This window comes from Streptomyces neyagawaensis (assembly GCF_023516595.1).
In the GTDB taxonomy this organism is placed as follows: domain Bacteria; phylum Actinomycetota; class Actinomycetes; order Streptomycetales; family Streptomycetaceae; genus Streptomyces; species Streptomyces neyagawaensis.
Genome location: NZ_JAMGBG010000151.1, coordinates 1 through 23433 on the forward strand (window position 1 = coordinate 1; position 23433 = coordinate 23433).

The 23433-nt window shown below is 72.4% G+C and carries 19 protein-coding genes and 4 pseudogenes; 10 read left to right on the plus strand and 13 right to left on the minus strand.

Annotated elements, in window-relative coordinates:
• Nucleotides 1–198 (plus strand): annotated as a pseudogene (locus M8J73_RS38945) (sugar ABC transporter substrate-binding protein); the annotation flags it as partial.
• A 277-nt stretch (nt 199–475) separates the two neighbouring features.
• On the opposite strand, the gene M8J73_RS38950 reads toward M8J73_RS38945, so the two are convergent.
• Entirely contained in the window at nt 476–1444 is a 969-nt protein-coding gene (locus M8J73_RS38950; protein ID WP_055542767.1) for an alpha/beta hydrolase, read from the minus strand.
• A 189-nt stretch (nt 1445–1633) separates the two neighbouring features.
• Here M8J73_RS38950 and M8J73_RS38955 point away from each other — a divergent pair, with 189 nt between their 5' ends.
• On the plus strand, nt 1634–2449 hold the full coding sequence (locus tag M8J73_RS38955; protein ID WP_249829692.1) for an SAM-dependent methyltransferase: 816 nt from the start codon (nt 1634–1636) through the stop codon (nt 2447–2449).
• Nucleotides 2450–2516: 67 nt separating this feature from the next.
• Nucleotides 2517–3533, plus strand: coding sequence for an ATP-dependent DNA ligase (locus tag M8J73_RS38960; protein ID WP_249829693.1), 1017 nt, complete (start codon nt 2517–2519; stop codon nt 3531–3533).
• A gap of 206 nt (nt 3534–3739) precedes the next feature.
• On the opposite strand, the gene M8J73_RS38965 is transcribed toward M8J73_RS38960, so the two are convergent.
• The 4 genes from M8J73_RS38965 to M8J73_RS38980 form a co-directional block, all read right to left on the minus strand.
• Nucleotides 3740–3940, minus strand: a complete 201-nt coding sequence (locus tag M8J73_RS38965; RefSeq protein WP_249829694.1) for a hypothetical protein — start codon at nt 3938–3940, stop codon at nt 3740–3742.
• Nucleotides 3941–4152: 212 nt separating this feature from the next.
• Nucleotides 4153–5298: an RNA polymerase sigma factor gene (locus tag M8J73_RS38970; RefSeq protein ID WP_249829696.1), complete on the minus strand. Its 1146-nt coding sequence runs from the start codon at nt 5296–5298 to the stop codon at nt 4153–4155.
• 8 nt (nt 5299–5306) lie between these two features.
• Nucleotides 5307–5714 carry a YciI family protein gene (locus M8J73_RS38975; protein WP_055542274.1) on the minus strand — a complete coding sequence of 136 codons (408 nt, stop codon included), beginning with the start codon at nt 5712–5714 and terminating at the stop codon, nt 5307–5309.
• 437 nt (nt 5715–6151) lie between these two features.
• Nucleotides 6152–7423, minus strand: a complete 1272-nt coding sequence (locus M8J73_RS38980; RefSeq protein WP_240501701.1) for a WD40 repeat domain-containing protein — start codon at nt 7421–7423, stop codon at nt 6152–6154.
• 81 nt (nt 7424–7504) lie between these two features.
• Here M8J73_RS38980 and M8J73_RS38985 point away from each other — a divergent pair, with 81 nt between their 5' ends.
• The 3 genes and pseudogenes from M8J73_RS38985 to M8J73_RS38995 all read left to right on the plus strand — a co-directional run.
• Nucleotides 7505–7795 (plus strand): hypothetical protein, encoded by a 291-nt coding sequence (locus tag M8J73_RS38985; RefSeq protein WP_240501700.1) that lies wholly within the window; start codon nt 7505–7507, stop codon nt 7793–7795.
• Nucleotides 7796–7888: 93 nt separating this feature from the next.
• A pseudogene (locus tag M8J73_RS38990) lies at nt 7889–8200 on the plus strand (tetratricopeptide repeat protein); the annotation flags it as partial.
• A pseudogene (locus M8J73_RS38995) lies at nt 8196–8327 on the plus strand (ATP-binding protein); the annotation flags it as partial. The pseudogenes M8J73_RS38990 and M8J73_RS38995, both read left to right, overlap by 5 nt.
• Before the next feature lie 39 nt (nt 8328–8366).
• Here the strand turns inward: M8J73_RS38995 and M8J73_RS39000 are convergent.
• The 3 genes from M8J73_RS39000 to M8J73_RS39010 all read right to left on the minus strand — a co-directional run bounded on the left by M8J73_RS39000 (nt 8367) and on the right by M8J73_RS39010 (nt 12215).
• Complete coding sequence (locus M8J73_RS39000) at nt 8367–10814, minus strand: SpoIIE family protein phosphatase (protein WP_055542272.1); 2448 nt, start codon at nt 10812–10814, stop codon at nt 8367–8369.
• Nucleotides 10815–10959: 145 nt separating this feature from the next.
• Complete coding sequence (locus M8J73_RS39005; RefSeq protein ID WP_055542271.1) at nt 10960–11523, minus strand: MBL fold metallo-hydrolase; 564 nt, start codon at nt 11521–11523, stop codon at nt 10960–10962.
• Between the two features lie 77 nt (nt 11524–11600).
• Nucleotides 11601–12215 carry a TetR/AcrR family transcriptional regulator C-terminal domain-containing protein gene (locus M8J73_RS39010; protein WP_055542270.1) on the minus strand — a complete coding sequence of 205 codons (615 nt, stop codon included), beginning with the start codon at nt 12213–12215 and terminating at the stop codon, nt 11601–11603.
• A gap of 227 nt (nt 12216–12442) precedes the next feature.
• Here M8J73_RS39010 and M8J73_RS39015 point away from each other — a divergent pair, with 227 nt between their 5' ends.
• Nucleotides 12443–13930: an APC family permease gene (locus M8J73_RS39015; RefSeq protein ID WP_249829695.1), complete on the plus strand. Its 1488-nt coding sequence runs from the start codon at nt 12443–12445 to the stop codon at nt 13928–13930.
• A gap of 69 nt (nt 13931–13999) precedes the next feature.
• Here the strand turns inward: M8J73_RS39015 and M8J73_RS45680 are convergent, their stop codons facing one another.
• The 3 genes from M8J73_RS45680 to M8J73_RS45060 form a co-directional block, all read right to left on the minus strand.
• A complete protein-coding gene (locus M8J73_RS45680; protein WP_055540925.1) occupies nt 14000–14263 on the minus strand; it encodes an NADPH-dependent FMN reductase family protein in 264 nt (87 codons plus the stop codon).
• A gap of 291 nt (nt 14264–14554) precedes the next feature.
• Nucleotides 14555–14773: an aldehyde dehydrogenase family protein gene (locus M8J73_RS45360; protein WP_308408377.1), complete on the minus strand. Its 219-nt coding sequence runs from the start codon at nt 14771–14773 to the stop codon at nt 14555–14557.
• A complete protein-coding gene (locus M8J73_RS45060) occupies nt 14722–15036 on the minus strand; it encodes an aldehyde dehydrogenase family protein (protein WP_274757707.1) in 315 nt (104 codons plus the stop codon). The genes M8J73_RS45360 and M8J73_RS45060 overlap by 52 nt, the downstream gene beginning before the upstream one ends.
• A gap of 116 nt (nt 15037–15152) precedes the next feature.
• On the opposite strand from M8J73_RS45060, the gene M8J73_RS39030 reads away from it, so the two are divergent.
• The 3 genes from M8J73_RS39030 (at nt 15153) to M8J73_RS39040 (ending at nt 22330) form a co-directional block, all read left to right on the plus strand.
• A complete protein-coding gene (locus M8J73_RS39030; protein WP_240501571.1) occupies nt 15153–18047 on the plus strand; it encodes a glycosyl hydrolase family 95 catalytic domain-containing protein in 2895 nt (964 codons plus the stop codon).
• Between the two features lie 281 nt (nt 18048–18328).
• Entirely contained in the window at nt 18329–19423 is a 1095-nt protein-coding gene (locus M8J73_RS39035) for an ABC transporter substrate-binding protein (RefSeq protein WP_055540922.1), read from the plus strand.
• Nucleotides 19424–19642: 219 nt separating this feature from the next.
• A complete protein-coding gene (locus M8J73_RS39040; protein WP_055540926.1) occupies nt 19643–22330 on the plus strand; it encodes a SpoIIE family protein phosphatase in 2688 nt (895 codons plus the stop codon).
• Between the two features lie 6 nt (nt 22331–22336).
• Here M8J73_RS39040 and M8J73_RS39045 read toward each other — a convergent pair whose 3' ends face one another.
• Together M8J73_RS39045 and aspA are read right to left on the minus strand one after the other, a co-directional pair.
• Nucleotides 22337–23071 carry an SDR family NAD(P)-dependent oxidoreductase gene (locus M8J73_RS39045; RefSeq protein WP_055540921.1) on the minus strand — a complete coding sequence of 245 codons (735 nt, stop codon included), beginning with the start codon at nt 23069–23071 and terminating at the stop codon, nt 22337–22339.
• A gap of 117 nt (nt 23072–23188) precedes the next feature.
• A pseudogene (gene aspA, locus M8J73_RS39050) lies at nt 23189–23433 on the minus strand (aspartate ammonia-lyase); the annotation flags it as partial.

The following is a 23433-nucleotide window of genomic DNA, read 5'->3' on the forward strand; positions in this document are numbered from 1 at the left end:
CTGCTCGCCGAGATGGCCGCGAACATGGTCGACGACGTCCTCAACGGCAAGACGCCGAACCTGAACAGCAGGCGTGCCTACAACAACGGTGCCAAGCCCGTGCCCGCCTATCTGCTCCAGCCGACGAGCGTCGACAAGAGCAACTACAAGGACGTGCTGGTGGCCGGCGGCTACTACACGGCGGCGGAACTCAAGTAGCGGCACGGGGCCGCGGGCCGACCAGGGCCTGTCGTTTGGATCATGCCGGTTTCGGGCTACGGCACCTGCATGGCTGCCGTTGAGCGGGGCTTGGAGTGGGCAACCGACTGAGCGGGGCTTGGAGTGGGCAACCGACTGAGCGGGGCTTGGAGTGGGCAACCGACGACAACGCCGCAGATGCGCGCACCAAGCCCCGCGGCCCAGGCGTGACCCAAAGAACAGGCGCTGGGACCGCTCGCGCCCGCGCACGGCCGTACGTGCCCGGCGCGGTCCTGTCTCAGGGCCGCGCCGGGCGGGGTGAGAGCAGCGCCTCCAGGAGGGCGGGTAGGCGTTGGGGGAAGTCCTCGGGGAAGTCGTGGCCGAGGCCGGGGACGGACTCCAGGGTCACGTCGGCGCCCACGCCGGTGAGCAGCGCGTGGGCGTCGAAGATCTCGGGGGCGATGTCGTCGTCCCGCTCCCCCACCAGTATCCGGCCGCTCAGGGCGCCCTGCGCGGCCCTCGTGAGCCGTTCCCCGTCGAGGTGGGCCGGGGTGAGCGCCGGGCCCACCGCGAGGAATCCGCAGGGGTGTACGGGCGCGTCCGACAGGGCCCACAGCACGGCCGCGCGGGCGCCCGCCGAGAAGCCCGCCGCCAGCAGCGGCAGCGAACCGCCGGCCTCGTCCACCTCGGCGAGAGCGGCGGTGACGTCCCGTACGGCGACACCGGCGTCCGGCCAGCTGCGGTAGAGGGGGGTCGACCGCTGCGAGGAGTCGACGGCGACGAGCACGAACCCGGCGTCCACCGCCGCCGCCCACTGTCGCGCGGCCAGCGCCGCGTCCTGGTCGGCGCCGTGGAGGGCCACCAGCACCCCGCGCGCCGAGCCCTCCGGCCGCCGTACGAGGGGCGGGAACGGAACGGCGTTCGCGTCGGCGTGCCGGGCGGTGGACTCCTTCAGCAGGGCGTCGAAGCCCGGCAGGTCCCGTACGGCGGCCAGGTCGTCGTCCTCGACGAGGATCCCCGGGCTCCACCAGGCGCCGTCGCCGAGCGCGGCGCGCAGCTCCGCGAGCGCGTCCTCGGGGCGCCCGGTGAGCGCCAGCAGACAGGCGGTCAGATGCGCGAGGTCCGCGCGCCGCCGGGGCAGTCCAGGAGCCGCGTCCGTCACCGCCGTCAGCGCCTCGTCCAGCCGCCCCTCGCCGTACAGCCGTGTCACCGTCGCGTCCAAGGCACGGTAACGCGCCTCCTGGCCCTCGCCGTTCTGATCGCCCATCGCCCCATCGAAGCACAGCGACCGACGGGCCGATCGCTGCGGATCTACGCCCGTCGGGAACGGATTCGCCACCTGATTCGTCAACTGGTTCGTCAACTCGTTTGTCAACTGGTGTGCGGCGCAGGGGTGTCGGGGCGTAGGTTGTCTGTTGAAACGTCAAATGCTTCGGTGGAAAGACGGACGCCACTCATGACCGAACACGCGAGCACGCCCGGACCGGCGGCGCACCAGAGGATCGACACGTCGGTGCCGCACTCGGCCCGTATCTGGAACTACTGGCTGGGCGGCAAGGACAACTACCCGGTCGACGAGGAGGCGGGCGACGCCTACACCAAGGTGTTCCCCGGCATCGTCACCATCGCGCGCAGCAGCCGGGCGTTCCTGCGGCGCAACATCACGTACCTGGTGGCGGAGGCGGGGATCCGTCAGTTCCTCGATGTCGGTACGGGGCTGCCGACCGCGAACAACACGCACGAGGTCGCGCAGCGGATCGCGCCGGAGTCGCGGATCGTGTACGTCGACAACGACCCGCTGGTCCTGGCGCACGCCCGCGCGCTGCTCTACTCCACGCCGGAGGGGGCGACCGCGTACGTCGACGCCAATGTGCTGGAGCCGGACCGCATCCTCGCGGCCGCGGCCGAGACGCTGGACCTCGGCCGGCCCACCGCCCTCATCCTCAGCAACATCCTGGGGCATGTCGCCGACTACGACCAGGCCCGCTCCATCGTCACCCGGCTGATGGCGGCCCTGCCGTCGGGCAGCTACCTCTCCGTCAACGACGGCTCCCTCGGCATCGATCCCGTCTTCGAGCAGGCCCAGGAGGCGTACAACAACAGCGGTGCCGTGCCGTACAACCTGCGGACCCCCGAGCAGATCACCGCCTATTTCGACGGCCTGGAGCTCATCGACCCCGGCGTGGTGTCGGTCCCGCAGTGGCGTCCGGGGCCGGACGACGCGGCTCCCGAGGTCATCGGCGAGCACGGAGGGCTGGCCCGCAAGCCCTGACGCCCGAGGCGCGGGGCGGGGGCGCGTTCGGGTCGCGGGGCGGGCGGCCTGGTCGTAGACCTGACGTATGGTGCTGCGACCGCCGGTGGAGCCGATGCTGGCGAAGGCCCGGGAACGGATGCCCCCGCCCGCGGCGCTGCCCGGCGGTCTCGTCCTGCAGCCCAAGTTCGACGGATACCGGACGCTGGTCTTCACGCCCTGGCCGGCGCCCGGACCCGTGCTGATCCAGTCCCGCCGGGGCAGCCTGATCCAGGGCCGCTTCCCCGACCTGGCCGCCGCCGCGGAGGCGCTGCCGGACGGCTGGGTCCTCGACGGGGAGGTGGTGGTCTGGGCGGGCGAGGAGCTGTCCTTCGCGTCGCTGCAACGCCGGGCCTCGGCCGGCGGACGCACGGCCGCCCGGCTGGCCGAGGCGCTGCCCGCCCACTTCATCGCCTTCGACGTGCTCCAGGCCGACGGCGTGGAACTCCTCCGCAGGCCGTACGCCGAGCGGCGCGCGACGCTGGAGGAACTGTTCACCGGCCACGGACTGACCGCGCCGTGGACCCTCTGCCCGGAGACGCCCGACCTGGCCACGGCGCGGGAGTGGCTGGCCTCCTGGACACGCGTGCCCGGTGTGGAAGGGCTCGTGGTCAAGGGCCGACAGCAGCGGTATCTGCCGGGGACGCGCGGCTGGTACAAGATCCGGCGCCGGGACACCGCTGAGGGCATCGTCGGCGCCGTCACGGGCACGCTGCGCCGGCCGCAGTCCGTCCTCCTCGGCCGCTACGACCGCGAGGGAGTCCTCCGGCTGGTCGCCCGCAGCACCGTGCTGCACCCCGAGGCGGTCCGGGACATCGCCGCCCGGCTGTCCCCGGCCCGACCGGGCCACCCCTGGGAGGGGACGCACTTCACGACGTCCTGGAGCTCGCGCACACCCCTGGAGGTCGTCCTCGTCGAGCCGGACCTGGTCGCCGAGATGGACGTGGACACCGCCCAGGTCCACGGAGCCTGGCGCCACCCGGCCCGCTTCGCCCGCCTCCGGGAGGACATGACACCCGACGAGGTGACGGAGTTCGACGAGGGGACGGGGGCGGGCGAGGAGTGACATGGACGGGCGGGGCGGGGAAGGACCTGGACAGGCTCGGGGAGGCCGGGTGCCACGGACCAGCGGGGCGGGGTGCTCCGGACGGAGGGCGGGGGATGTCCCGTAGTGGCGGAGTGACGAGTGACGGGAGACCCGTAGGGCCAGGGTGACGGGGGACGCGTAGGGCCGGAGGGAGCAGGGGATGCGTGGGCGGGGGATACGTGCGGTCAGCCGCCACGGTTCCCGGCGGCGGCCGCGGGGTCCGCTGCTCGGCAGGCCGCGCACAGCACTCGTGCCCTCGGGCCGTAGCGCTGGGTGAGCCCCTGGCAGCGCGGGCAGGACCCGACCTGTTCCGGTGGACATCCGAGCAGGAGCGCGGCAGTCGCCCGGTCCGTGGAGGGGTCGATGCGCTGCGGCATCTCCTCCATGGCTCGAATGTATGTCCGGCGCCTCGTCGGGGCAGGTCGAGAAGCCTGCTCCCGTGACGCGCGCCGTCGCGGCGGAGGAGGCCGCGTAGTCCCCCCGGCGCCGCGCCCCCTCCATCCCGTAGTCCCCCCGCCCCGTAGCCCTGCGGTCACCCGGCCCTTCGGCTCCCCAGCCCCCGCCCGCCCCTACGTCCCCCTCGGCCCCCCGGCCGTCGTCAGCGTCGCCCCTGCGTGTTGAGCCGGGCCGCCTGGCGGGTGAGGTGGTCGCGTTCGGCGGTGTTGGGTGCCTTGTGGGCCGCCTCGGCGTACAGGCGGGCCGCCGTCGTCAGGTCGCCGTCGCGTTCGTGGAGGTGGGCCGCCACCGCGGTGTGGCGGGGCAGGGAGTCGTCCAGGGTCGCGAGGGCCGCCAGCCCTGCGCGTGGCCCGTCGGCCTCGCCCACCGCGACGGCGCGGTTGAGCCGGACGACGGGGCTGTCGGTCAGCCGTACGAGTTCGTCGTACCACTCGACGATCTGCACCCAGTCCGTCTCCTCGGCGGTGGGCGCGTCGGCGTGCAGCGCGGCGACGGCGGCCTGCGCCTGGAACTCGCCGAGCCGGTCCCGGGCGAGCGCCGTCTGGAGGATCTCGACGCCCTCGGCGATCAGCTTCGTGTCCCACCGGCTCCGGTCCTGCGCGGCGAGCGGCACCAGACTGCCGTCGGGTGCGGTGCGGGCGGCACGCCGGGCGTGGTGGAGCAGCATGAGCGCGAGCAGTCCCGCCACCTCGGGGTGATCGATCCGGGCGGAGAGCTGCCGGGTGAGCCGGATGGCCTCGGCCGCCAGGTCGACGTCGCCCGAGTAGCCCTCGTTGAAGACCAGGTAGAGGACGCGCAGCACGGTGGCGACGTCGCCCGGCTGGTCGAACCGCACCCCGGCGACGGTCCGCTTGGCGCGGCTGATGCGCTGGGCCATGGTCGCCTCGGGGACCAGGTAGGCGCGGGCGATCTGCCGGGTGGTCAGCCCGCCGACGGCGCGCAGGGTGAGCGCGACCGCCGACGACGGGGTGAGCGAGGGGTGGGCGCACAGGAAGTAGAGCTGGAGTGTGTCGTCCGCGGCGGGCGCCGGCCCGGGGGCCGGCTCGACGTCGACGAGGTCCTCGCGCCGGCGGCGGGCGGTGTCCGCGCGGGTCGCGTCGAGGAACTTGCGCCAGGCGACCGTGACCAGCCAGCCCTTGGAGTCGTGTGGTGGGTCGGTCGGCCAGACGCGCAGCGCTTCGACCAGCGCGTCCTGGACGGCGTCCTCGGCCGCCGCGAAGTCGGCTCCGCGGCGGACGAGGACGGCGAGGACTCCTGGCGTGAGGTCGCGGAGCAGGGCCTCGTCCATCGAGGTGGTCACTCCGTGATGGTGGGCGGCGCGGTCAGGAACGGGCGGACCTCCAGCCACTCGTGGATCGGCTTCCCACCCGCTCCGGGGGCGGCCGACAGTTCCCCGGCGAGTTCCACGGCCCGCTCGTGGCTGTCGACGTCGATCACCATCCAGCCGGCGATGAGGTCCTTGGTCTCGGCGAACGGGCCGTCGGTGACCGGCGGGCGCCCCTCGCCGTCGTACCGGACCCAGGAGCCCTCGGGGGCGAGCGCCTGACCGTCCACAAACTCGCCGGTCTTCTCCAGCCGGGCGGCGAAGTCGTGCATGTACTGCATGTGTGCCGAGATCTCCTCGGGCGTCCACCGGTCCATCGGGACGTCGTTCACCGCTGTCGGGGCACCGCGGTAGTGCTTGAGCAACAGGTACTTGGCCATCGTCTGTCTCCTCGATGCTCGTGCGACCCATTGTGGTCGCCTTCACCACGGGGACGGAGCCGGTCACGGGTTCTCGACATGCCTCGCGAGATTTTTTCGGCGGCGTGCCTATCCTCTGCGCTCACGTCCGACGCGGCATCCGGCTGGGGCCGTCGTCAGCGTCGGCGAGCGAGGACACGGTCAGAAACAGTGCAGGCAGCGCGGGGTGCGCTCGGCACGGAAGAGGGTGGTCGCGTCCGGGCGGCGGGCCCGCCGCGCCGCCGTCGCCACGGTGTGCCGCTTACCGGGAGTGGCGGCCAGGGCCGGCCAGGATCTCGGCCGCCCGCTGCCCGTCGCGCGGGTCGTCGACGTGCGTGACGTCGGCGACCACGGAACGCTCGCGTCCTGGCTGAGGGGACCATGCCGGGGGCCCGCTGGTTTCCCGGTGGTGTCGCGGGTCAGGTGTCCTGTTCACGCAGGGCGTTGAAGGCCGCCTGCAGTTGGAGCCAGGTCGGATGCGTCTCGTCCGCCCTCGTCACGTTCGCCACCTCGTCCGCGTCCCAGATGTGGCGGCCGTCGGTGCGGACGAGGTGCTCTTCCAGGTCGCCGTCCTCGGGGACCTCTGAGGTGGAGTCGAGGAACTCCGCGACCTCGGCCACGGACGGCTCGCCGTCCGGGCCTCGGCTGCCCGCCGTCGTGGCACCGGCGGCAAGGGAGAGGAACAGGAGGTCGCCGTCGCCCGTCGCGACGACGAGTTCCCCTGTAGCGGTGGCGCCCAGGGCGGTCACCCGGGAGCCGGTCGCCACCTCGTGCTCGACCGCCTGCTGGGTCTCCACGTCCAGTTCGACGAGTGTCCCCGTGGGCGTTCCGATCCAGAGCGTGCCGGGTGCGGCGGCGAACGCGAGGTTGTGCCGCGACCAGGCACGCATCTGGTCGAGCCACTCCTGCGGATACGGGTAGCCCGGGGTGGGATCGCCGAGGGTGGTCGTGAGAACGCTGCGGAGCGAGGGGAACTCGAACACCTCCAGTGAGTTGCCGTACGCGTTGCCCCTGATCGCGAGATGTCGTCCGTCCGCGCTGAAGACCGGCGTCTCGTAACCGTCGACGTCCAGCACGAGCGCCCGCCGGAGCACGCGCATCGTGGCGGGGGACGACGCGTCGTCGACGCGCGCGAAAAGTCCGAACGTCGCGCCTTGGTCGCTGTGGAGGGTGACCACGAGTCCGCCTGCCGGATGCTCGGCGACCCCGGTGTCCCATCGGGGCCCGGTGCTCACGGATCCCGAGGTGAGTTCGATGACGTCCGAGCTGTCCCACACGCTGTCCTCCCCGTCCCACGACGGGGTGGCCCACAAGGTCCGGCCGTCCGGGCTGAAGCCGATGCCGCGGTAACGGGCGCCGGACGGGACGCTTTCCAGGTCGCTGACCCCGTCGGGGGTCCACCGCCTCACCCCGTCCTCGCCCGCCACCACGAGCAGCGGCTGATGCGGATGCCAGTCCACCGCGGGGATCCGCTGTCTCTTCGCCCTTTCGGCGGCATCGCCGTACTCACTCGACTCGGCGCCGACGCAACCGAGTTCCCGCAGCCGCCCCGCCGCGCAGTCCCAGACGCGGACCGCCGGACGCTCCGCGTCCAGGCCCGCTACCAGGGGAAGTCGCGGATGACAGAACAGCCTCACCACGGAGGAGCCACTACCGACTCGTACGCGAGTCACCGCCTCGACAACAGTCACCGGGAAACCATAATTCTCCCTTGCGGGCCAACCTTGTTGGGGATGCGGTGGGGGTGGGCGCGACGGATTATGATCTTGGTCATGACTGTGCAGCACCTCGAGAAGACCCCTTCCCGCAAGCAGAGGCTTCAGGAGAAGCAGCGCCGCCAGCTGGCGGTGGTCGACACCGTCGACAAGGCCGAGGCCAAGGTACGCAAGGCGGAGGTCGAGCTGGCTCTGGCCGTCACAGAGGCGGTGCAGATGTTCGGCACGGAGCAGTCCGCCTCGGAGGGGCTCGACATGCCGGTCGAGACGATCCGACGCTTCCTCGGCATCGCCAAGGCCGCGGCCGCCGCCGACAAGGCCGACGCCGAGGCAGCCGCCACCTCGTGAGGTGATCTGCGCCTCACGGGCAACCTCCTTGATGTGCCTGACGTGTTGATCAGCAGCAGATGGTGCCCTGGCCCGCGGGCCAGGGCTTGTTTCAGCCGTCAGCGGGGCTCGTTCCGGCTGGCCCGGCGACTGCTCGGGCTCGCGGCCGAGATGGGCGAACGGGGCGGGGACATCGTCGTACGCGGCTACTCCCTCACGGGGCTGGCCGAGACGGGCCGGATCCAGGGCGACTACGAGGCCGTCGCCCGGCTGCACGAGCAGTTGCTCGCCGAGGCCCGGCGACGCGGCGAGACCCGACACACGGTGTGGGCGCTGGCGGGCATCGCGCAGATCCACCGCCAGCGCGGCGAGCAGGACACCGCGTACGCGCTGTTCGAGGAGGCGGCGCAGATAGCCCGAGATGCCCGGATCACAGCAAGGCCTCGTCGGACTGCGGGAACGAGCCGACATCCTCCACGGCACCCTCCGCGCAGGCCCCGCCACCGAAGGCGGCTACCGCGTACACCTACGCGTCCCCCTCACCGCCGACTGACGAACCCTCAGGACTCCAAGCCCGACCGGCCGTCGGTGCTCAGGTGGGGGTCTCGGTGCCCGGCAGGGGCTGCTCGGCCCAGATCGTCTTGCCGACGGAGGTCTGGCGGCTGCCCCAGCGCTCGGCGATCTGGGCGACGAGCAGCAGGCCGCGTCCGCCCTCGTCGAAGACGCGGGCACGTCGCAGGTGCGGGGCGGCGCTGCCGCCGTCGGAGACCTCGCACACGAGGGCGTCGGCGCGGATGAGCCGCAGTCGGATGGGGGCGTTGCCGTAGCGCATCGCGTTGGTGACCAGCTCGCTGACGATCAGTTCGGTGGAGAAGTCGAGCTCGGCCAGTCCCCAGGCGTCGAGTTGCTCGCCGGTCTCCCGGCGTGCCCCCGCGACGGCCGCGGGGTCCATGGGCAGCTCCCAGGTGCGTACCCGGTCGGCGCCGAGCGTGGCGGTCCGGGCCAGGAGCAGGACGATGTCGTCGGCCGGGGGGTCGGGCTGCACCTTGCGCAGTACCTCGTCGCAGGTCCCCTCCAGGTCGCTGGCCGGGCAGCGCAGCGCCTCGGTGAGCAGGTCGAGGCCGACGTCGACATCGCGACCGGGAGCCTCGACGAGGCCGTCGGTGTAGAGGGCGAGCATGCTGCCCTCGCTCATGTCGACGCGGGCGGCCTCGAAGGGCAGTCCGCCCAGGCCGAGCGGTGGCCCGGGGGGCAGGTCCAGGATCTCCACCGTGCCGTCGGGGTGCAGCAGAACGGGGGGCGGGTGTCCGGCCCGCGCCATGTCGCACACGCCGGCGACGGGGTCGTAGACGGCGTAGAGGCAGGTGGCCCCGACCTCGCCCGAGGCTCCCTCCGTCGCGCGTCGCGCGTCCGGGCCCTCCTCCCGGTCGAGGCGGATGACCAGGTCGTCCAGGCGGGTGAGCAGTTCGTCGGGGGTGAAGTCGGCGTCGGCGAGGGTCCGTACCGCGGAGCGCAGCCGCCCCATCGTGGCCGAGGCGTGCACACCGTGGCCCACCACGTCGCCCACCACCAGCGCCACCCGTCCCCCGGACAGGGAGATCACATCGAACCAGTCCCCGCCGATCTCGTCCCCCGGGCCGGCCGGCAGATAGCGGTAGGCGAGGTCGACGGCCTCCACCTCGGGCAGCCGCTCCGGCAGCAGACTCCGCTGGAGGGCGAGCGCGGTGCGGCGCTCACGGGTGTAGCGGCGGGCGTTGTCGATGCTCACGGCCGCTCTCGCGGCGATCTCCTCGGCGAGCACCAGATCGTCCTGTCCGAAGGCGTCCTCGGTGCGGTGGCGCATCAGCTGCATCACGCCCAGGGTGACGCCCCGGGCCCGGAGCGGCACCATCAACACCGAGTGGATCTTGAATCGCCGTATGTTCTCCGCGCGGCCCGGCACGGCCGCCGTCCACGCACGCAGCAGCGGATCGCCCGCGCTGTGGTGGCTGCCCCGGCCGGTGATCAGTGCCTGGGCCGGTGGGGAGCCCGGCGGGTGGATGTCGGTGTCGCCGGTCGCGACCACGGATTCCGGGCATCCGCGGAGCACCGACCGCTGCGCGGTGCGGCGGCAGACGACCGACGCGTCCGGGGGCACGGGCTGCGGCTCGTGGCCCTGGACGACCGACTCCAGCAGATCGACGGTGGCGAAGTCGGCGAACCCCGTCACCGCCACCTCGGCCAGCTCCTCGGCGGTCCGGGTCACGTCGAGGGTGCTGCCGATGCGCACGCTGGCGTCGTTCAGCACGGCCAGGCGCCGGCGGGCCCAGTACTGCTCGGTGATGTCGATGACCAGGGCCGACAGTCCGAGCACGGCGCCCGCCCTGTCCTTCAGCGGGGACAGGAACAGCGACCACGCGTGGTCGCGGACCTCACCGGAGGCACGGAAGGGCTGCTCCTCCCGGAAGATCATCTCGCCGGTGCGTACGACCTGGTGCTGGAGCCGGTCGATCTCGTCCAGGGGTGGGGTGGGGTAGATCTCCCACAGCGTCTGCCCCCGCATCTCGTCCGGGTTCAGTCCCATGGCCTGGCTCATGACCTGGTTGCAGGTGACGAACCGGGCCTCGCTGTCGTAGATGGCGACGGGCAGGGGGAGCTGCGCGAGCGTGAGGTCCCACAGTTCGGCGGGCCCCGTGTCCGTCGGCCCGGCGGAGTAGGTCACCGCCGCAGGACCGACCACCCAGTGGATCCTGCCGCGCGCGTCCAGCAGGGGCGTGCCCCGGAGCCGCACGGTGACCCGGTCGCCGTCCCGCCTCCGCAGGGCCAGGTCACTCACCCAGGGCTCACCGGCGGCCAGGTGACGTCGCAGCGCGATGGGCAGCCTCGCGGCCCGCAGATGGGCGGCCGGTCGGCCCACCACGTCCTCGGGCTCGTACCCGAGCAGCCGCCCGGCCCCGGCGCTCCACACCAGGACGACTCCGCGGGCGTCGAGGACGACCGCGAAGTCGTCGGGTGCGGTTGTTCCCTCTGCTCCTGTGGTCGTGTCGGGCTCGTTGTCCATGGGCGTGCACCCCGACGTCGTTCCTGCCGTTTTCCAGCACGGCGCTGCGCGCCCACCGAGGGCGCTGCCTCCAGCATCCCGCCGCGGCGAGTCCCGCTCAACCGAGGGCCCGGCCGACTGCGGTCGCCCGCCGTCCGGACCCGTGTCAGACGGGTGTCGTCTCCGACGGCGTGAAGGGCGCGCCGTGGCCGGGGACGATGAGGGCCGGGCCGAGGGCGAGGATCTTCTCCCTGGCCGCGCGCAGCTGGTCGCGGTCGGGGGCGAAGGGGTCGTCGGCCGGTCCCTCGGCGGTCCACCACAGATGGGTGAGGACCACCAGGCCCTCCGCCGCGGTCACCAGGGTGCTGACGTCCTCGGCGGTGTGGCCGGGCGTGGTCATCAGGGTGACCGACGGGGAGAGCTGGTATCCGTCGGCGTCCCGGTCCTCCCAGATGTCGTCCCGGTAGATGGCCATGTGGTCGTGGAAGCGGGCCGCGGGGAAGAGGGCGGCGTTCAGTGTGTGGTCCGGGTGGTGGTGGCTGAAGACCACGTCGGTGACGTCCTCGGGGGCGAGTCCGTGCTCCGTGAGCGGGTCGAGGATGAGCCGGCGGTCGGCGACCATGCCGGGGTCGACGATCGCGACGGTCGCGCCGTCGACGAGCAGGGTGACGGTTCCCGCGACGCGGTCGTCCGCGTAGCCGGTGGTCAGGACGTGGAACGCGGCGGTCATGACGGGCTCCTACGGGGGGAAGGGGAAGGTGAGCAAGGGGGCTGAGAGGCCGTGCTGTACGGGTCGCTGCCTCCCGGTCACGTGGGCAGGAGCGCCCGGAAACCGGTGAGGAGGGCGCGGAGACCGATGTCGAAGGCGAGTTCGGCGCGGCGGTGGTCGTGCGGGATGTCGTGGAGTGCGGCGGCTAGGTGTGGGGCGGTCTCTCGCGGTACGTCGGCGACCTGCACCGGCGGGGCCACGAGGTCGAGGGCCGAGCCGAGGATGAAGCTCTCCATCGCGTTGATCAGGGGCATGACCTGATGCGCGTCGAAGCCGGCGGTCAATAGGAGTTCCGCGACCTTCTCGTACATCGCGTACAGGAAGGGCTCGCCCAGCGGGGCGGTGGCGAGCAGCGGCACCGCCCCGGCGTGCCCGGCGAAGGCCGCGCGGTAGGAGCGGGCCCAGTCCTCCAGGGCCCGCTCCCAGGGCTGGGCCGGGTCCCAGGCGTCGGGGCTGGTCTCCAGGGCCAGTTCCTCCCGCATGAGCGAGATGATCTCGTCCCGGCCGGACACATGGTGGTAGAGCGCCGAGGGAGCAACGCCGAGCTCCCTGGCCAGGGCGGGGATGGTGAGGGTCCCCTGGTCGTCGGCGAGTCTCAGCGCCGCGGCGCCGATACGTCGGCGGTCCAGCAGAGGCGTGCGCGGCCTGGGCACATGGGCTCCTCTTCGTGCGTCTCCCCGCGGGTGCGGGCGGAACGGCCGCCTCGTACCCGGGGTCTTCCGAACTTTACCGAATGACTTTCAGTAAAACCCTTCCCGAGTCTCCGGGAGACCCCTACATTACCGAAACCGAATCGGTTTCAGTTCTGTTGTGTCGCTCCGATCTCTCGCCAGAACAGCGACCGACGTCCGTCGACCTCACGCAGCACGCGGAGACCTCCATGACCGAGCCCCACACCTCCACCGCTCCCCCACCGCCCCCTGCGGGTTCCGGGGCGGACCCGACCGGGCACCTGCAGCGGGCCACGCTCGGCGTCAGCGACATCGTCTTCTTCGTCGTGGCGGCCGCCGCCCCGCTCACCGTGATGGCGGGCATCGCCCCGCTGGCCATCATGTTCGGCGGCATCGGCGCCCCGGTCGCCTATCTGACGGTCGGCATCGTGCTGTGCCTGTTCGCGGTCGGCTTCACCGCGATGACGCCCCACATCCGCAACGCGGGCGCCTTCTACTCGTACGTCGCCCGGGGCCTCGGCCGTCCCGCCGGGCTGGGAGCGGCGCTCCTCGCGGTGTTCTCGTACAACGCGCTGCAGATCGGCACGTACGGGGCGTTCGGCTTCTTCGCCGCCGGCACCGCGAACGGCCTCCTGGGCGTCGACCTTCCCTGGCCCGTCCACGCCTTCGCGGCGATCGCCGTGGTGTGGTTCCTCGGCTTCCGTTCCATCCATGTCGGCGCCAAGGTCCTCGCCGCGCTGCTGATCGCGGAGACGGCGATCCTGGTACTGCTGGCCGGCGCGATCCTGTTCCAGGGCGGCGCGGACGGCCTGAGCCTCGCGTCGTTCGCCCCCTCCAACGTCTTCACGTCGAAGATGAGCGCGCCGCTCGGCCTCGCCATCGCCGCCTTCATCGGGTTCGAGGCCACCGCCCTCTACCGCGAGGAGGCCCGCGACGCCGACCGCACCGTGCCCCGCGCCACCTATCTCGCCGTCGGCTTCCTCGGCCTCTTCTACACCTTCGTCGTCTGGGTCATCGTCCAGGCGTTCGGCGACGACAAGGCCGTGGCGACGGCGGCGCGGAACCCGGCCGAGATGTTCTTCACCGCGATGACCCACTACGTCGGCGGCTGGGCCACCGACCTCCAGCGCGTCCTGATCGTCAGCAGCCTCCTGGCCTCCCTGCTCGCCTTCCACAACGCCATCACCCGCTACGGCTACGCCCTGTCCCTGGAGGGAGCCGCTCCCGCCCTGCTGGGCCGCATCCATCCCCGGCACGGTTCGCCCTGGGTCTCGGGTGTCGCACAGACCGCGCTGGCGGCCCTGGTCACCGCCGTGTTCGCGGCGATCGGCGTGCACCCGTACAACGAGTTCCTGCTGTGGGTGAACACCCCCGGAGTGGTCGGCGTCCTCGTGCTGCAGACCCTGGCGGCCTGTTCGGTGGTCGTCTTCTTCCGCCGCAACCCGGGCGCCGCGGGGGCGGGACGGCTGCGGACGTCCGCCGCGCCCGCGGCCGCCGCGCTGCTGCTGGCCGTCATCACGGGGCTGGTCTGCACCCGCCTCAACCTCTTCACCGGGGCGTCGCCGGCCGTCAACTGGACGCTCGTGGCGCTCACCCCGGCCGTGTTCGCCACCGGTGTGGTCCTCGCGACGCGGATCCGCCGCAGGCGGCCGGAGGTCTACGCGAAACTCGCCACCACCGACGTCGAATCCGTGTGAGCCGAGCTCCAGGACATGGGCGGGCCCCGCAGCGGACGGTCGGACCCGCTGCGGGGCCGTCGGCTGGGGTCAGCCCGCGAGGAGGGTCGTGAACCGGGCCAGGCGGGCGCCCTGGAAGCGGGCGCAGGCCAGTGCGGTCCCGTCCGGCGGCGTCGAGGGGAAGCCGGCGGGCCATGACGTTCCGTACGGGTTGCCGCCCGACGCGTAGACGGCGTCGTCCGTGTAGCCGGGCGGGACGATGACCGCGCCCCAGTGGTAGAAGACGTTGTTCAGGGAGAGGATCGTCGACTCCTGGCCGCCGTGCCGCTCCGCCGAGGAGACGAACGCCGTCACCGGCTTGTCCGCCGGCTCCCCCTCCTGCCGGGGCGCCGTACCGCGTCGGTGTGCCGAAGGCGTATCCGTCGGCCCACTCCAGGTCGGCGAGCTCGGCCACCTCGACGGCCGCGCGAGCCGATGCACGGACCCCGTCGCGCTGTAGTACACGACCAACACATGAGCTGACATGGAGAACCTCCCGGAGGCGGTGGGCGATCACAAGCAGGGGACGATCACAAGCAGTGGATGATCACAGGGCGGTCGACGGTCACGAGGCGGACCGTCGTGGGGAAGGCTCGGAGCGCCCTCTCACTTGTCGGGGGTGTACGAGAGGACGGCTGTGACCGTTTTCTCCTCGGTGGTGGCCTCGATGCCGGCCCGGCCCAGCTCCCGCCCCTGGCCGCTGAGCCGGGAACCGCCCCAAGGCACACGGGGGTCCAGCGGCGCCCAGCCTTTGATGGCGACGGCGCCCGCCCTCACCTGACGGGCGACGGGCGAACATGGGCCCGGCTGACATCGGCGGTCCACAGGGTGGCGGCCAGCGCGTAGTCGCTGTCGTCGGCCATCGTGATCGCGTCGGACTTCGTGTCGAACGGGATCACGGCGCCCACGGGCCCGAAGATCTCCCGCCAGGCGATCGTCATGGCGTTGTCCACGTCGGCGAAGAGCGGCCCGCGCCACCAAGCGCTCCACGAACTCGGTGTACACGGAAGGAGCGACAACGGGCCGCCCTCCACGGCCTGCTGGCGTCCTTCTGGCGCCACGAAGGCCGCCAAAGGTCGCCAATTCATCCCATGAGCTAATTCATCCCATGACCACCTAGGGTCACCTGGGCTTTCGTGTAAGGTATGGACACTTCTCGCAGACACCCCTATAAATCCATCCCATGTCCAGAGATCGTCATGGCTTGCCCGGGTCGGGCCGCCCCTTCGACCGCAGATCGTTCCTCGCCACCACGGCCCTGACGGCGGGGGCCACCGCCCTGCCCGGCGGTGCGTTCTCCGGCCGGGCGGAGGCGGCGATCCCCCCGCAGATCACGCTCCCCGAGCGGGGCATCCACGACACGTCCCCCGCCTCCGCCTGGACCGACGGCTTCCTCACCGGCAACGGCGAGCACGGGGCCGTCCTGTACGGCGCGCCCACGCTGGAGAAGGTGGTCCTCAACCATCACCGGCTGGTGCTGCCGAACGGCACTCGTGATGTGAAGCCGCCGGTGCTGTCCGGTCGTCTGGAAGGCGCACGCGACAAGGCGCTCGCGGGCGACTACGCGGGCGCCAACCGGGACTTCGCGGCGGGCTGGTCCCTGCGCTGGACGCAGTCGTACCACCCGGCCTACGAGTTGCGCATCGCCACGCCGGGCATGGCGACGGTCCGCGACTACGGGCGGGTCACCGACTTCCGCACCGGCGAGGTGAGTTCGAGCTGGACCGACCAGTACGGCACCTGGACGCGACAGGCGTTCGTCTCCCGCGCCGACAACGTGATCGTCCATGAGCTGCTCCCCGCCGCCGGCCGTACCGTCGACATGACCCTGAGCGTGCACACCGCGCTCGACGGACTCCCCACCGGTCTGGGCTTCACCACACGCGCCACCGTCGCAGAGGGCTCCGGCTATCTGAATCTGCGCGGCACCTACCCCGCCGGCCAGGGCGCCTTCGGCTACGAGGGCGTCACCCGTGTCGTCGCCTCGGGCACCGGCGCCACGGTCACCGCCACCGGGGCCACGATCGTGGTGGCCAAGGCGACCAAGGTGCTGCTCCTGACCAAGCTGGGCCGCTACGAGTCGTCCACCGGCTGGGACTCCGAACCGCTGCACACCCGGCTGGCCGCGCTCGGCACGGACTACGCGGCGCTGCGCGCACGGCACACGGCCCTGCACACCCCTCTCTACGACCGCTCCCGCCTCGACCTGAACGTCCCGGACACCGACCGCTGGCTCTCCGTCAGCGAACTCCTCGCCCGCCAGAACGCCGACCGCAACGTCATCGACACGGCGCTCCTTGAGCGGCTGTACGACTCGGGCCGCTACTTCTTCCTCAGCTCCAGCGGCATCCTCCCGCCCCGCCTCACGGGGATCTGGGCGGGGTCCTGGGGCGCGGCCTGGGCGGACGACTTCACCACCGACGCCAACGTCAACCTCCAGGTCGCGGGCAGCAACATCCTCGACCTCACCGAGCCCATGCAGGGCTACTTCGACCTGATCCTCGGGCAGCTCGACGACTGGCGGACCAACGCCAAGAACCTGTACGGAGCCCGCGGCTTCCTCGCCCCCTCCCGTACGGACGGCGAGTACGGCCACATGCTCCACTTCGACGGCGGCGACTTCCCCGGCCACACCTGGACGGGCGGCGCCGACTGGCTGCTGTACCCGCTGCTGGAGTACTACGAGGTCACCGGCGACGAGGCGTTCCTGCGGGACCGGCTCGGCCCCGCCCTGATGGAGCTGGCCCTCTTCTACGAGGACTTCCTCACCCGTACCGACACGAACGGCAGGGCGGTCTTCGTGCCGTCCTTCTCCATGGAGAACTCCCCCGGCAACACCGGCGTGTGCTTCTCGGTGAACGCCACCGGCGACATCATGGCGGGCAGGCACGCGCTGCTGGCCGCGATCGACGCCGCCGACGCCCTCGGCGTCGAGCAGGGCAGCGGCCAGGGCGTCGCCCGCTGGACGGCGCTGCTGAAGAAGCTCCCGGACTACCGTGTCAACGGTGACGGGGCGCTGGCCGAATGGTCCTGGCCGAGCCACACCGACCGCTACAACCACCGGCACGTGCAGCACCTGTACGGCGCCTGGCCCCTGCACGAGATCAACCCCGAGGAGGAGCCCGCCCTCGTCCGCACGGCGAAGCGGGCCCTCGCACTGCGCGGCGACCAGAACGTCTCCGCCCACGGCAGCCTCCACCGGGCCCTCGCCGGGGCCCGGCTGAAGGACGGCGGACAGGTCTACGGCAACCTGCGGAAGATCCTCGGCAACAACATGATCTTCAAGTCGTTGATGACGTCCCACAACCCCAACCTGGACATCTACAACGCGGACGCGGCCAACGCCCTCCCCGGTGTGCTCGCCGAGGCCCTGCTGTACCACCGCCCCGGAGTGCTGGAGATCCTGCCCGCCCTTCCCGACCAGCTGCCGAAGGGCACGATCACCGGGGTCAGGGCCCGTGGCCGCATCCGCGTCCACAGCTTCGCGTGGGACCTGGACGCGCGGACCGCCACGCTGTCCGTGACCTCCGCCGTCGACCAGGAGGTGACCCTGATCAGCCGGCGCGGCATGACCTCCGTGTCGACCACGGCGACCGTCGCGCCGTCCGCCCTCGGCACCCACGCCAGAAAGGTGTCGCTGGCCGCCGGTCGCCGCACGGAGATCTCCGTCTCCCTGCTCAGCGGCTTCTTCCGGCTGGTCAACCGGCACAGCGGCCACGTCCTCGACGTGCCCGGCGCGAGCACCACCGACGGCGCCGGGATCATCCAGTGGGGCTGGTCCGGCGCCGTCAACCAGCAGTGGCGGCTGCTGCCCGAGGCCGACGGCTCCTTCCGGCTGGCCGCCCGCCACAGCGGCCGGCTGCTGGACAGCCCCGGCGGCTCGGGCGCCGGCGCCCAGCTGATCCAGTACCACGACGTCGGCAGCGACAACCAGCACTGGAAGCTGGTCGCGGCGGGCGACGGCCACCATCGGCTGGTCAATGTCCGGGGCGGCTGGTGCGTGAGCGTCGACGGCGACTCGGCGCAGGCGGGCGCCCGCGTCGTCCAGCAGCCCGTCGGCACCGGCGCCGGCCAGGAGTGGCGGCTCGTGGCGGTGTGACCCGACGCGGGGCCGTCGACGGCTTCCAGGGGTGTGGCGGCCCCGGCCATGAGCAGTGGCCGGGGCCGCCGCGGCGTTGCGCGGGCGATGTACCGGCCATGGGACGGGCGATGCCCCAGCCATGGGGGTGTGAGGTCGATGGCCGTACCATGACGTGACCGGGCTCACGTCGCCCCGGCCGACTCATGATCCGGCTCGCGTTCCCAGCCGCGAACGTCGGCGGCGTCCCGCCATCAGTCCCGTCCCGCGGGCACCGCACCCGGCTTCGCAGGAGGCACACGGTGAAGGACGTCGGAATCGGCCGAAGAACGTTCCTCCGGGGCGCCGGCGCCGTCACGGCGGGCGCCGCCGCCGTGACGGCCACCGCGTGCGGTCCCCCCGCCGCCCGGAACTCCGGCGGAGCCGGGAACAGCAGGACGGTCGTCGTCCGCGACATCGGCGGCGCCTACGGCGAGGCGCACCGCGCGGCGGTGTACGAGCCGTTCAGCAAGGAGACCGGCGTCCGGGTCCACGTGGTCCACATCCCGACGTACGCGGAGCTCCTCTCCCAGATCCGGGAGGGCCCCCGGTTCGACCTCATCGACATCGACATGAGCGCCCTGGCCCTCTTCGAGAAGGACGACGCCACCCAGGAGCTCGACTACGACCGGCTGGGGAGCACCCGGAACGCCGGCATCGCCCGGTCCCTGCTCACCTCCCACGGCGTCGGCAAGAACTACTGGGCCAGCGTCATGGCGTACCGCACCGACGCCTTCGGCGGGAGGGCACCGGAGACCTGGGCCGACTTCTGGGACACCAGGATGTTTCCCGGCAGCCGGGCCCTGCAGAGTCCGGAGGCGGGCCCGCCCGAGTTGGAGTTCGCCCTCCTCGCCGACGGTGTGGCCGCCGACAGGCTCTACCCCCTCGACGTGGACCGCGCCTTCGCGGCCCTGGACGAGATCAAGGGCGCCGTCCGCCGGTTCTGGGGCGACGGCGCCACGCCGGGGCTGCTGCTGGAGCGGCGGCAGGTCGCCGCCACCACGGTCTGGCACGGCCGCCCGAGCCACCTCATCGAGCGCGGTGCCCCGATCGCGTACCAGTGGAACGGCGCCCGTCGGCAGAGCAACGGCTACGGCATCCCCCACGGCGCCCGGCACCCGGACGCCGCCTACCGGCTCATCGACTTCGCCCTGCGCCCCCGGGTGCAGGCCGCCCTCGCCGAGCTCTACCCCATGGGGCCGGTGGTACCGGCCGCGTACAAGTACCTCCCCAGGGCCGCCGCGGACCTGGCCAGCTCCCCGGAGCACCTCTACACCGGTTTCGACCTGGACATCGGCTGGTGGGTCGAGAACAAGGAAGCCGTGATCAAGCGCTGGCACGCGTGGGTGCGATCCTGAGGACAGGAGGCAGCGGCGCAACGGCATCCCCTCGGCACCGTCGGCTTCCCGCCGGACACCGGGAAGGACATCCCCGTGGACAAGGCCAACATCTTCGACCGGTCGTCCGACCGGTCCGGCGGTCGTCGTTCCCGCGCGGCGGCCGCCCCGCCCCGGTCCGAGGAGGCGGACGGGTCGGGCACGTCGCCCGCCCGGCCGCCCGGCTCCCGTTCGCGCTCCGTGCTGAGTGTGCACAGCGTCGCAGGTCAGGTGTTCCTCTGGCAGTTGCTGCTCGTGGTCCTCTTCGCCGCGGCCGCCGGTGCGGCGCTCGTGCTCCAGGCCCGGCAGTCGAGCGTCCAGGAGGCCCGGAAGCTCTCCCTGGGAGTCGCGCAGGCCTTCGCACGCGCCCCGGGGACGGTCAAGGCCATGGAGTCCGAGAACCCGACCGCCGTGCTGCAACCCGTCGCGGAGGACACCCGGAAGCTCACCGGCGTGGACTTCGTCGTCGCCATCGATCCGCGTGGCTACCGCTGGACGCACCCGGACCCGAAGCTGATCGGGGAGCACGTCTTCGCCCTGCGCAAGGAAGCGGCTGCCGGCCGACCGTTCACCCAGGACATCGAGGGCAGCCTGGGGCTCGCCGTGGAGTCGACCGTCCCCGTCTTCGATGCCGGAGGGAAGAGGATCGTCGGACTGGTGTCGGTCGGGGTCACGGTCAAGAGCGTCGACGCCGTGGTCAAGCGCCAGTTGCCGATCCTGCTCGGGTCCGTGGGCGGTGCGCTGGCGCTGGTCGCGGGAGGCAGCGCCCTGGTGTCGCGGCGGCTGCGCCGGCAGACCCGCGGGCTGGGACCTACCGAGATGACCCGGATGTACGAACACCACGACGCGGTGCTGCACGCGGTGCGGGAGGGGGTGCTGATCATCGGCGGTGACGGGCGGCTGCTCCTCGCCAACGACGAGGCACGGCGCCTGCTGGACCTGCCCGCGGACGCGGAGCAGCGCCAGCTCAGCGCTCTGGGCCTGGAAGCGGGTACCGCCGCTCTGCTGGCCTCCGGCCGGGCGGTCACCGACGAGGTCCACCTGGCCGGCGACCATCTGCTGGCGGTCAACATCCGGCCCGTCGACCCGGGGGGCGGCGGACGGGGCCGTGTGGCGACGCTGCGGGACACCACGGAGCTCCAGTCACTGGCGGGCCGGGCGGCCGTGGCACGGGAGCGGCTGCGGATGCTGTACGAGGCCGGGGTGCGGATCGGCACCACGCTGGACGTGGTGCGCACCACCGAGGAGCTGGCCGAGGTGGCGGTCCCCGGTTTCGCGGACGTGGTCACGGTCGACCTCCAGGATCCGGTGCTGGAGGGTGAGGAGCCGGTCGGACCGAGTCCCGAGCTGCGCCGTACGGCCCTGCACAGCGCCAAGGAGTCGTCCTGGCCTCTCTTCCCCGTGGGGGACCTCGTCCGCTTCGCCCCCGAGAACCCGGTGGCCGTCAGCGCCCAGCGGGGCCGGCCCGTCCTCGACGCCGACCTGACCGCCTCCTACGACTGGCGCGTCCAGGATCCCGAACGGGCCCGGCGCATCCTGGACTCCGGACTCCACTCCTTGATCACCGTGCCGCTGCAGGCCCGCGGTGTCGTGCTGGGCACGGTCAATTTCTGGCGCGCGGAACAGGACGCCTTCGATGAGGAGGACCTGGCCTTCGCCGAGGAACTGGCCGCCCGGGCCGCCGTCGCCATCGACAACGCGCGCCGCTACACGCGCGAGCACGCCCTGGCCGTGGCCCTCCAGCGCAGCCTCCTGCCGCGTTCCCTGCCCGAGCAGTCCGCCGTCGAGGTCGCCCACCGCTATCTGCCCGCCCGCGCCGGTGTCGGCGGCGACTGGTTCGACGTCATCCCCCTGCCCGGGGCGCGGGTGGCGCTGGTGGTGGGCGACGTGGTCGGCCACGGTCTGCACGCCGCGGCCACCATGGGCCGGCTGCGCACAGCGGTGCGCACGTTCTCGTCCCTCGACCTGGCCGCGGACGAACTGATCAGACGTCTCGACGAGCTGGTCACCCGCGTCGACGGAGAGGAGAGCCGCGACGGCGAGGGAATCACGGGAGCGACCTGCCTGTACGCCGTCTACGACCCGGTCGCCGGACGGTGCTCCCTGGCCCGGTCCGGGCATCCGGAACCGGCCCTGGTGCACCCGGACGGCACGGTCGAGCGGATGCCGGTGCCGGTCTCCCCACCGCTGGGCCTCGGGGGCGGCCACCCCTTCGAGAAGGCCGAGTACACCCTGCCCGAGGGCTCGCGGCTGGTTCTGTACACGGACGGGCTGATCGAGGACCGCGGCCGGGACATCGACACCGGTCTCGCGCTGCTGCACGACGCCCTGGCGGGGCCGGGCCGGACACCGGAGGAGACCTGCCGGGCGGTGTTCGACGCCCTGCTGCCGGTGCGCCCGAGCGACGACATCGCCCTGCTCGTCGCCCGGTCCCGGCTGCTCGACCCGTCCCAGGTCGCCGAATGGGACATCCCCGCGGATCCCGCCGCCGTCGCCGGGATCCGGGCCCAGGTCACCCGCCGGCTGGAGGAGTGGGGGCTGGAGGAATTCGCGTTCTCCACGGAGCTGGTGATCAGCGAGTTGGTCACCAACGCCATCCGCTACGGCAGCGATCCGAGGCGGCTGCGCGTCCTGCGCGACGGCGACAGCCTCATCTGCGAGGTCGCCGACGGCAGCAGTACCTCTCCGCATCTGCGCCGGGCCGCCGACACCGACGAGGGCGGGCGGGGACTGTTCCTCGTGGCCCAGTTCACGCAGGGGTGGGGCACCCGCTACCTGGCCCGGGGAAAAGTCATCTGGACGGAGCAGTCGCTCCACGGCAGCCTGCCCGAACCCGACGACGGCCTGGCCGAGACCCTGCTGGACCAGTGGGACGACACGGGCTGGTGACGCCGCTCAGAACGCGGTGTAGCCCCCGTCCACGGGCAGCACGGCGCCGGTGATGTAGGACGACTCCGGGGAGGCGAGGAAGAGGACGGCGTCGGCGACCTCCTCGGGCGTGGCGAGCCGGCGCATCGGTATGGAGTCCTCTCGGGTGCGCCGGTAGGCGGCGGGGTCGGGGCGCCGCTGGAACGACGCCTCGATGACCGGCGTCATGGTCAGACCGGGGGCGACGACGTTGACGCGGATGCCGCGGTCCGCCCATTCGACGGCGGCGCCCCGGGCCAGCGCGATGAGGCCGCCCTTGGCTGCGGAGTACAGGGTCTGGTTCGGCATGCCGACCATCCCGAGGCGGGAGCTGACGCACACCATCGACGCGCCCCGCTCGGGGGCCAGCGGCATCAGGTGCTTCATGACGAGGAACGCGCTGAGGAGGTTGGCGTGCAGCACGTCGCGGGCGGCCTCGTAGGACGTCTCCGCGAGCGGGCCGGACCGCTGGAGGCCGTGGCAGAGGACGACCACTCCCACGTCACCCAGGTGCTCCCGCGCGCGAGCGGAGAGATCGGCGACGAACCGCTCGTCGTCGAGGTCCCCCGCGAGGTAGAGGTCGTCCGGGTGGCTCTCCGGCGGCTCGGGGCGCCGTCCGGTGAGCAGGAGGCGGGCGCCCTCGCGGCGGAAGTGGGAGGCGATCGCCTGCCCGATGCCGCTGGACGCTCCGGTGATCACGGCGTTGACGCCCTGCAGTCTCATAGGTGTTCCTGGTCGGTCTGGGGAGAGCCGCGGCCGCGGCTCGGAGGCGAGGTCGGCCACCCGGTGGCGGCGGCATGGTGGCGTGGTCGTCGCCCCGGTGGCCGGAGTCGGCCGTCGTCAGGCCCGTACCTGCCCCCTGCCGGCGACGACCTCCGGGCGGAGCAGGTCGGCGAGGGTCTCGGCGGGCAACAGGCCCTTCTCCAGGACGAGTTCGGCGACGCCCCGGCCGGTGGCGAGGGCCTCCTTGGCGATGTCGGTGGCCGCCGTGTAGCCGATGTGCGGGTTGAGGGCGGTGACCAGGCCGATGGAGTTCTCCACCGCCGCGCGCAGCTCGTCGACGTTGGCGGTGATGCCGTCGACGC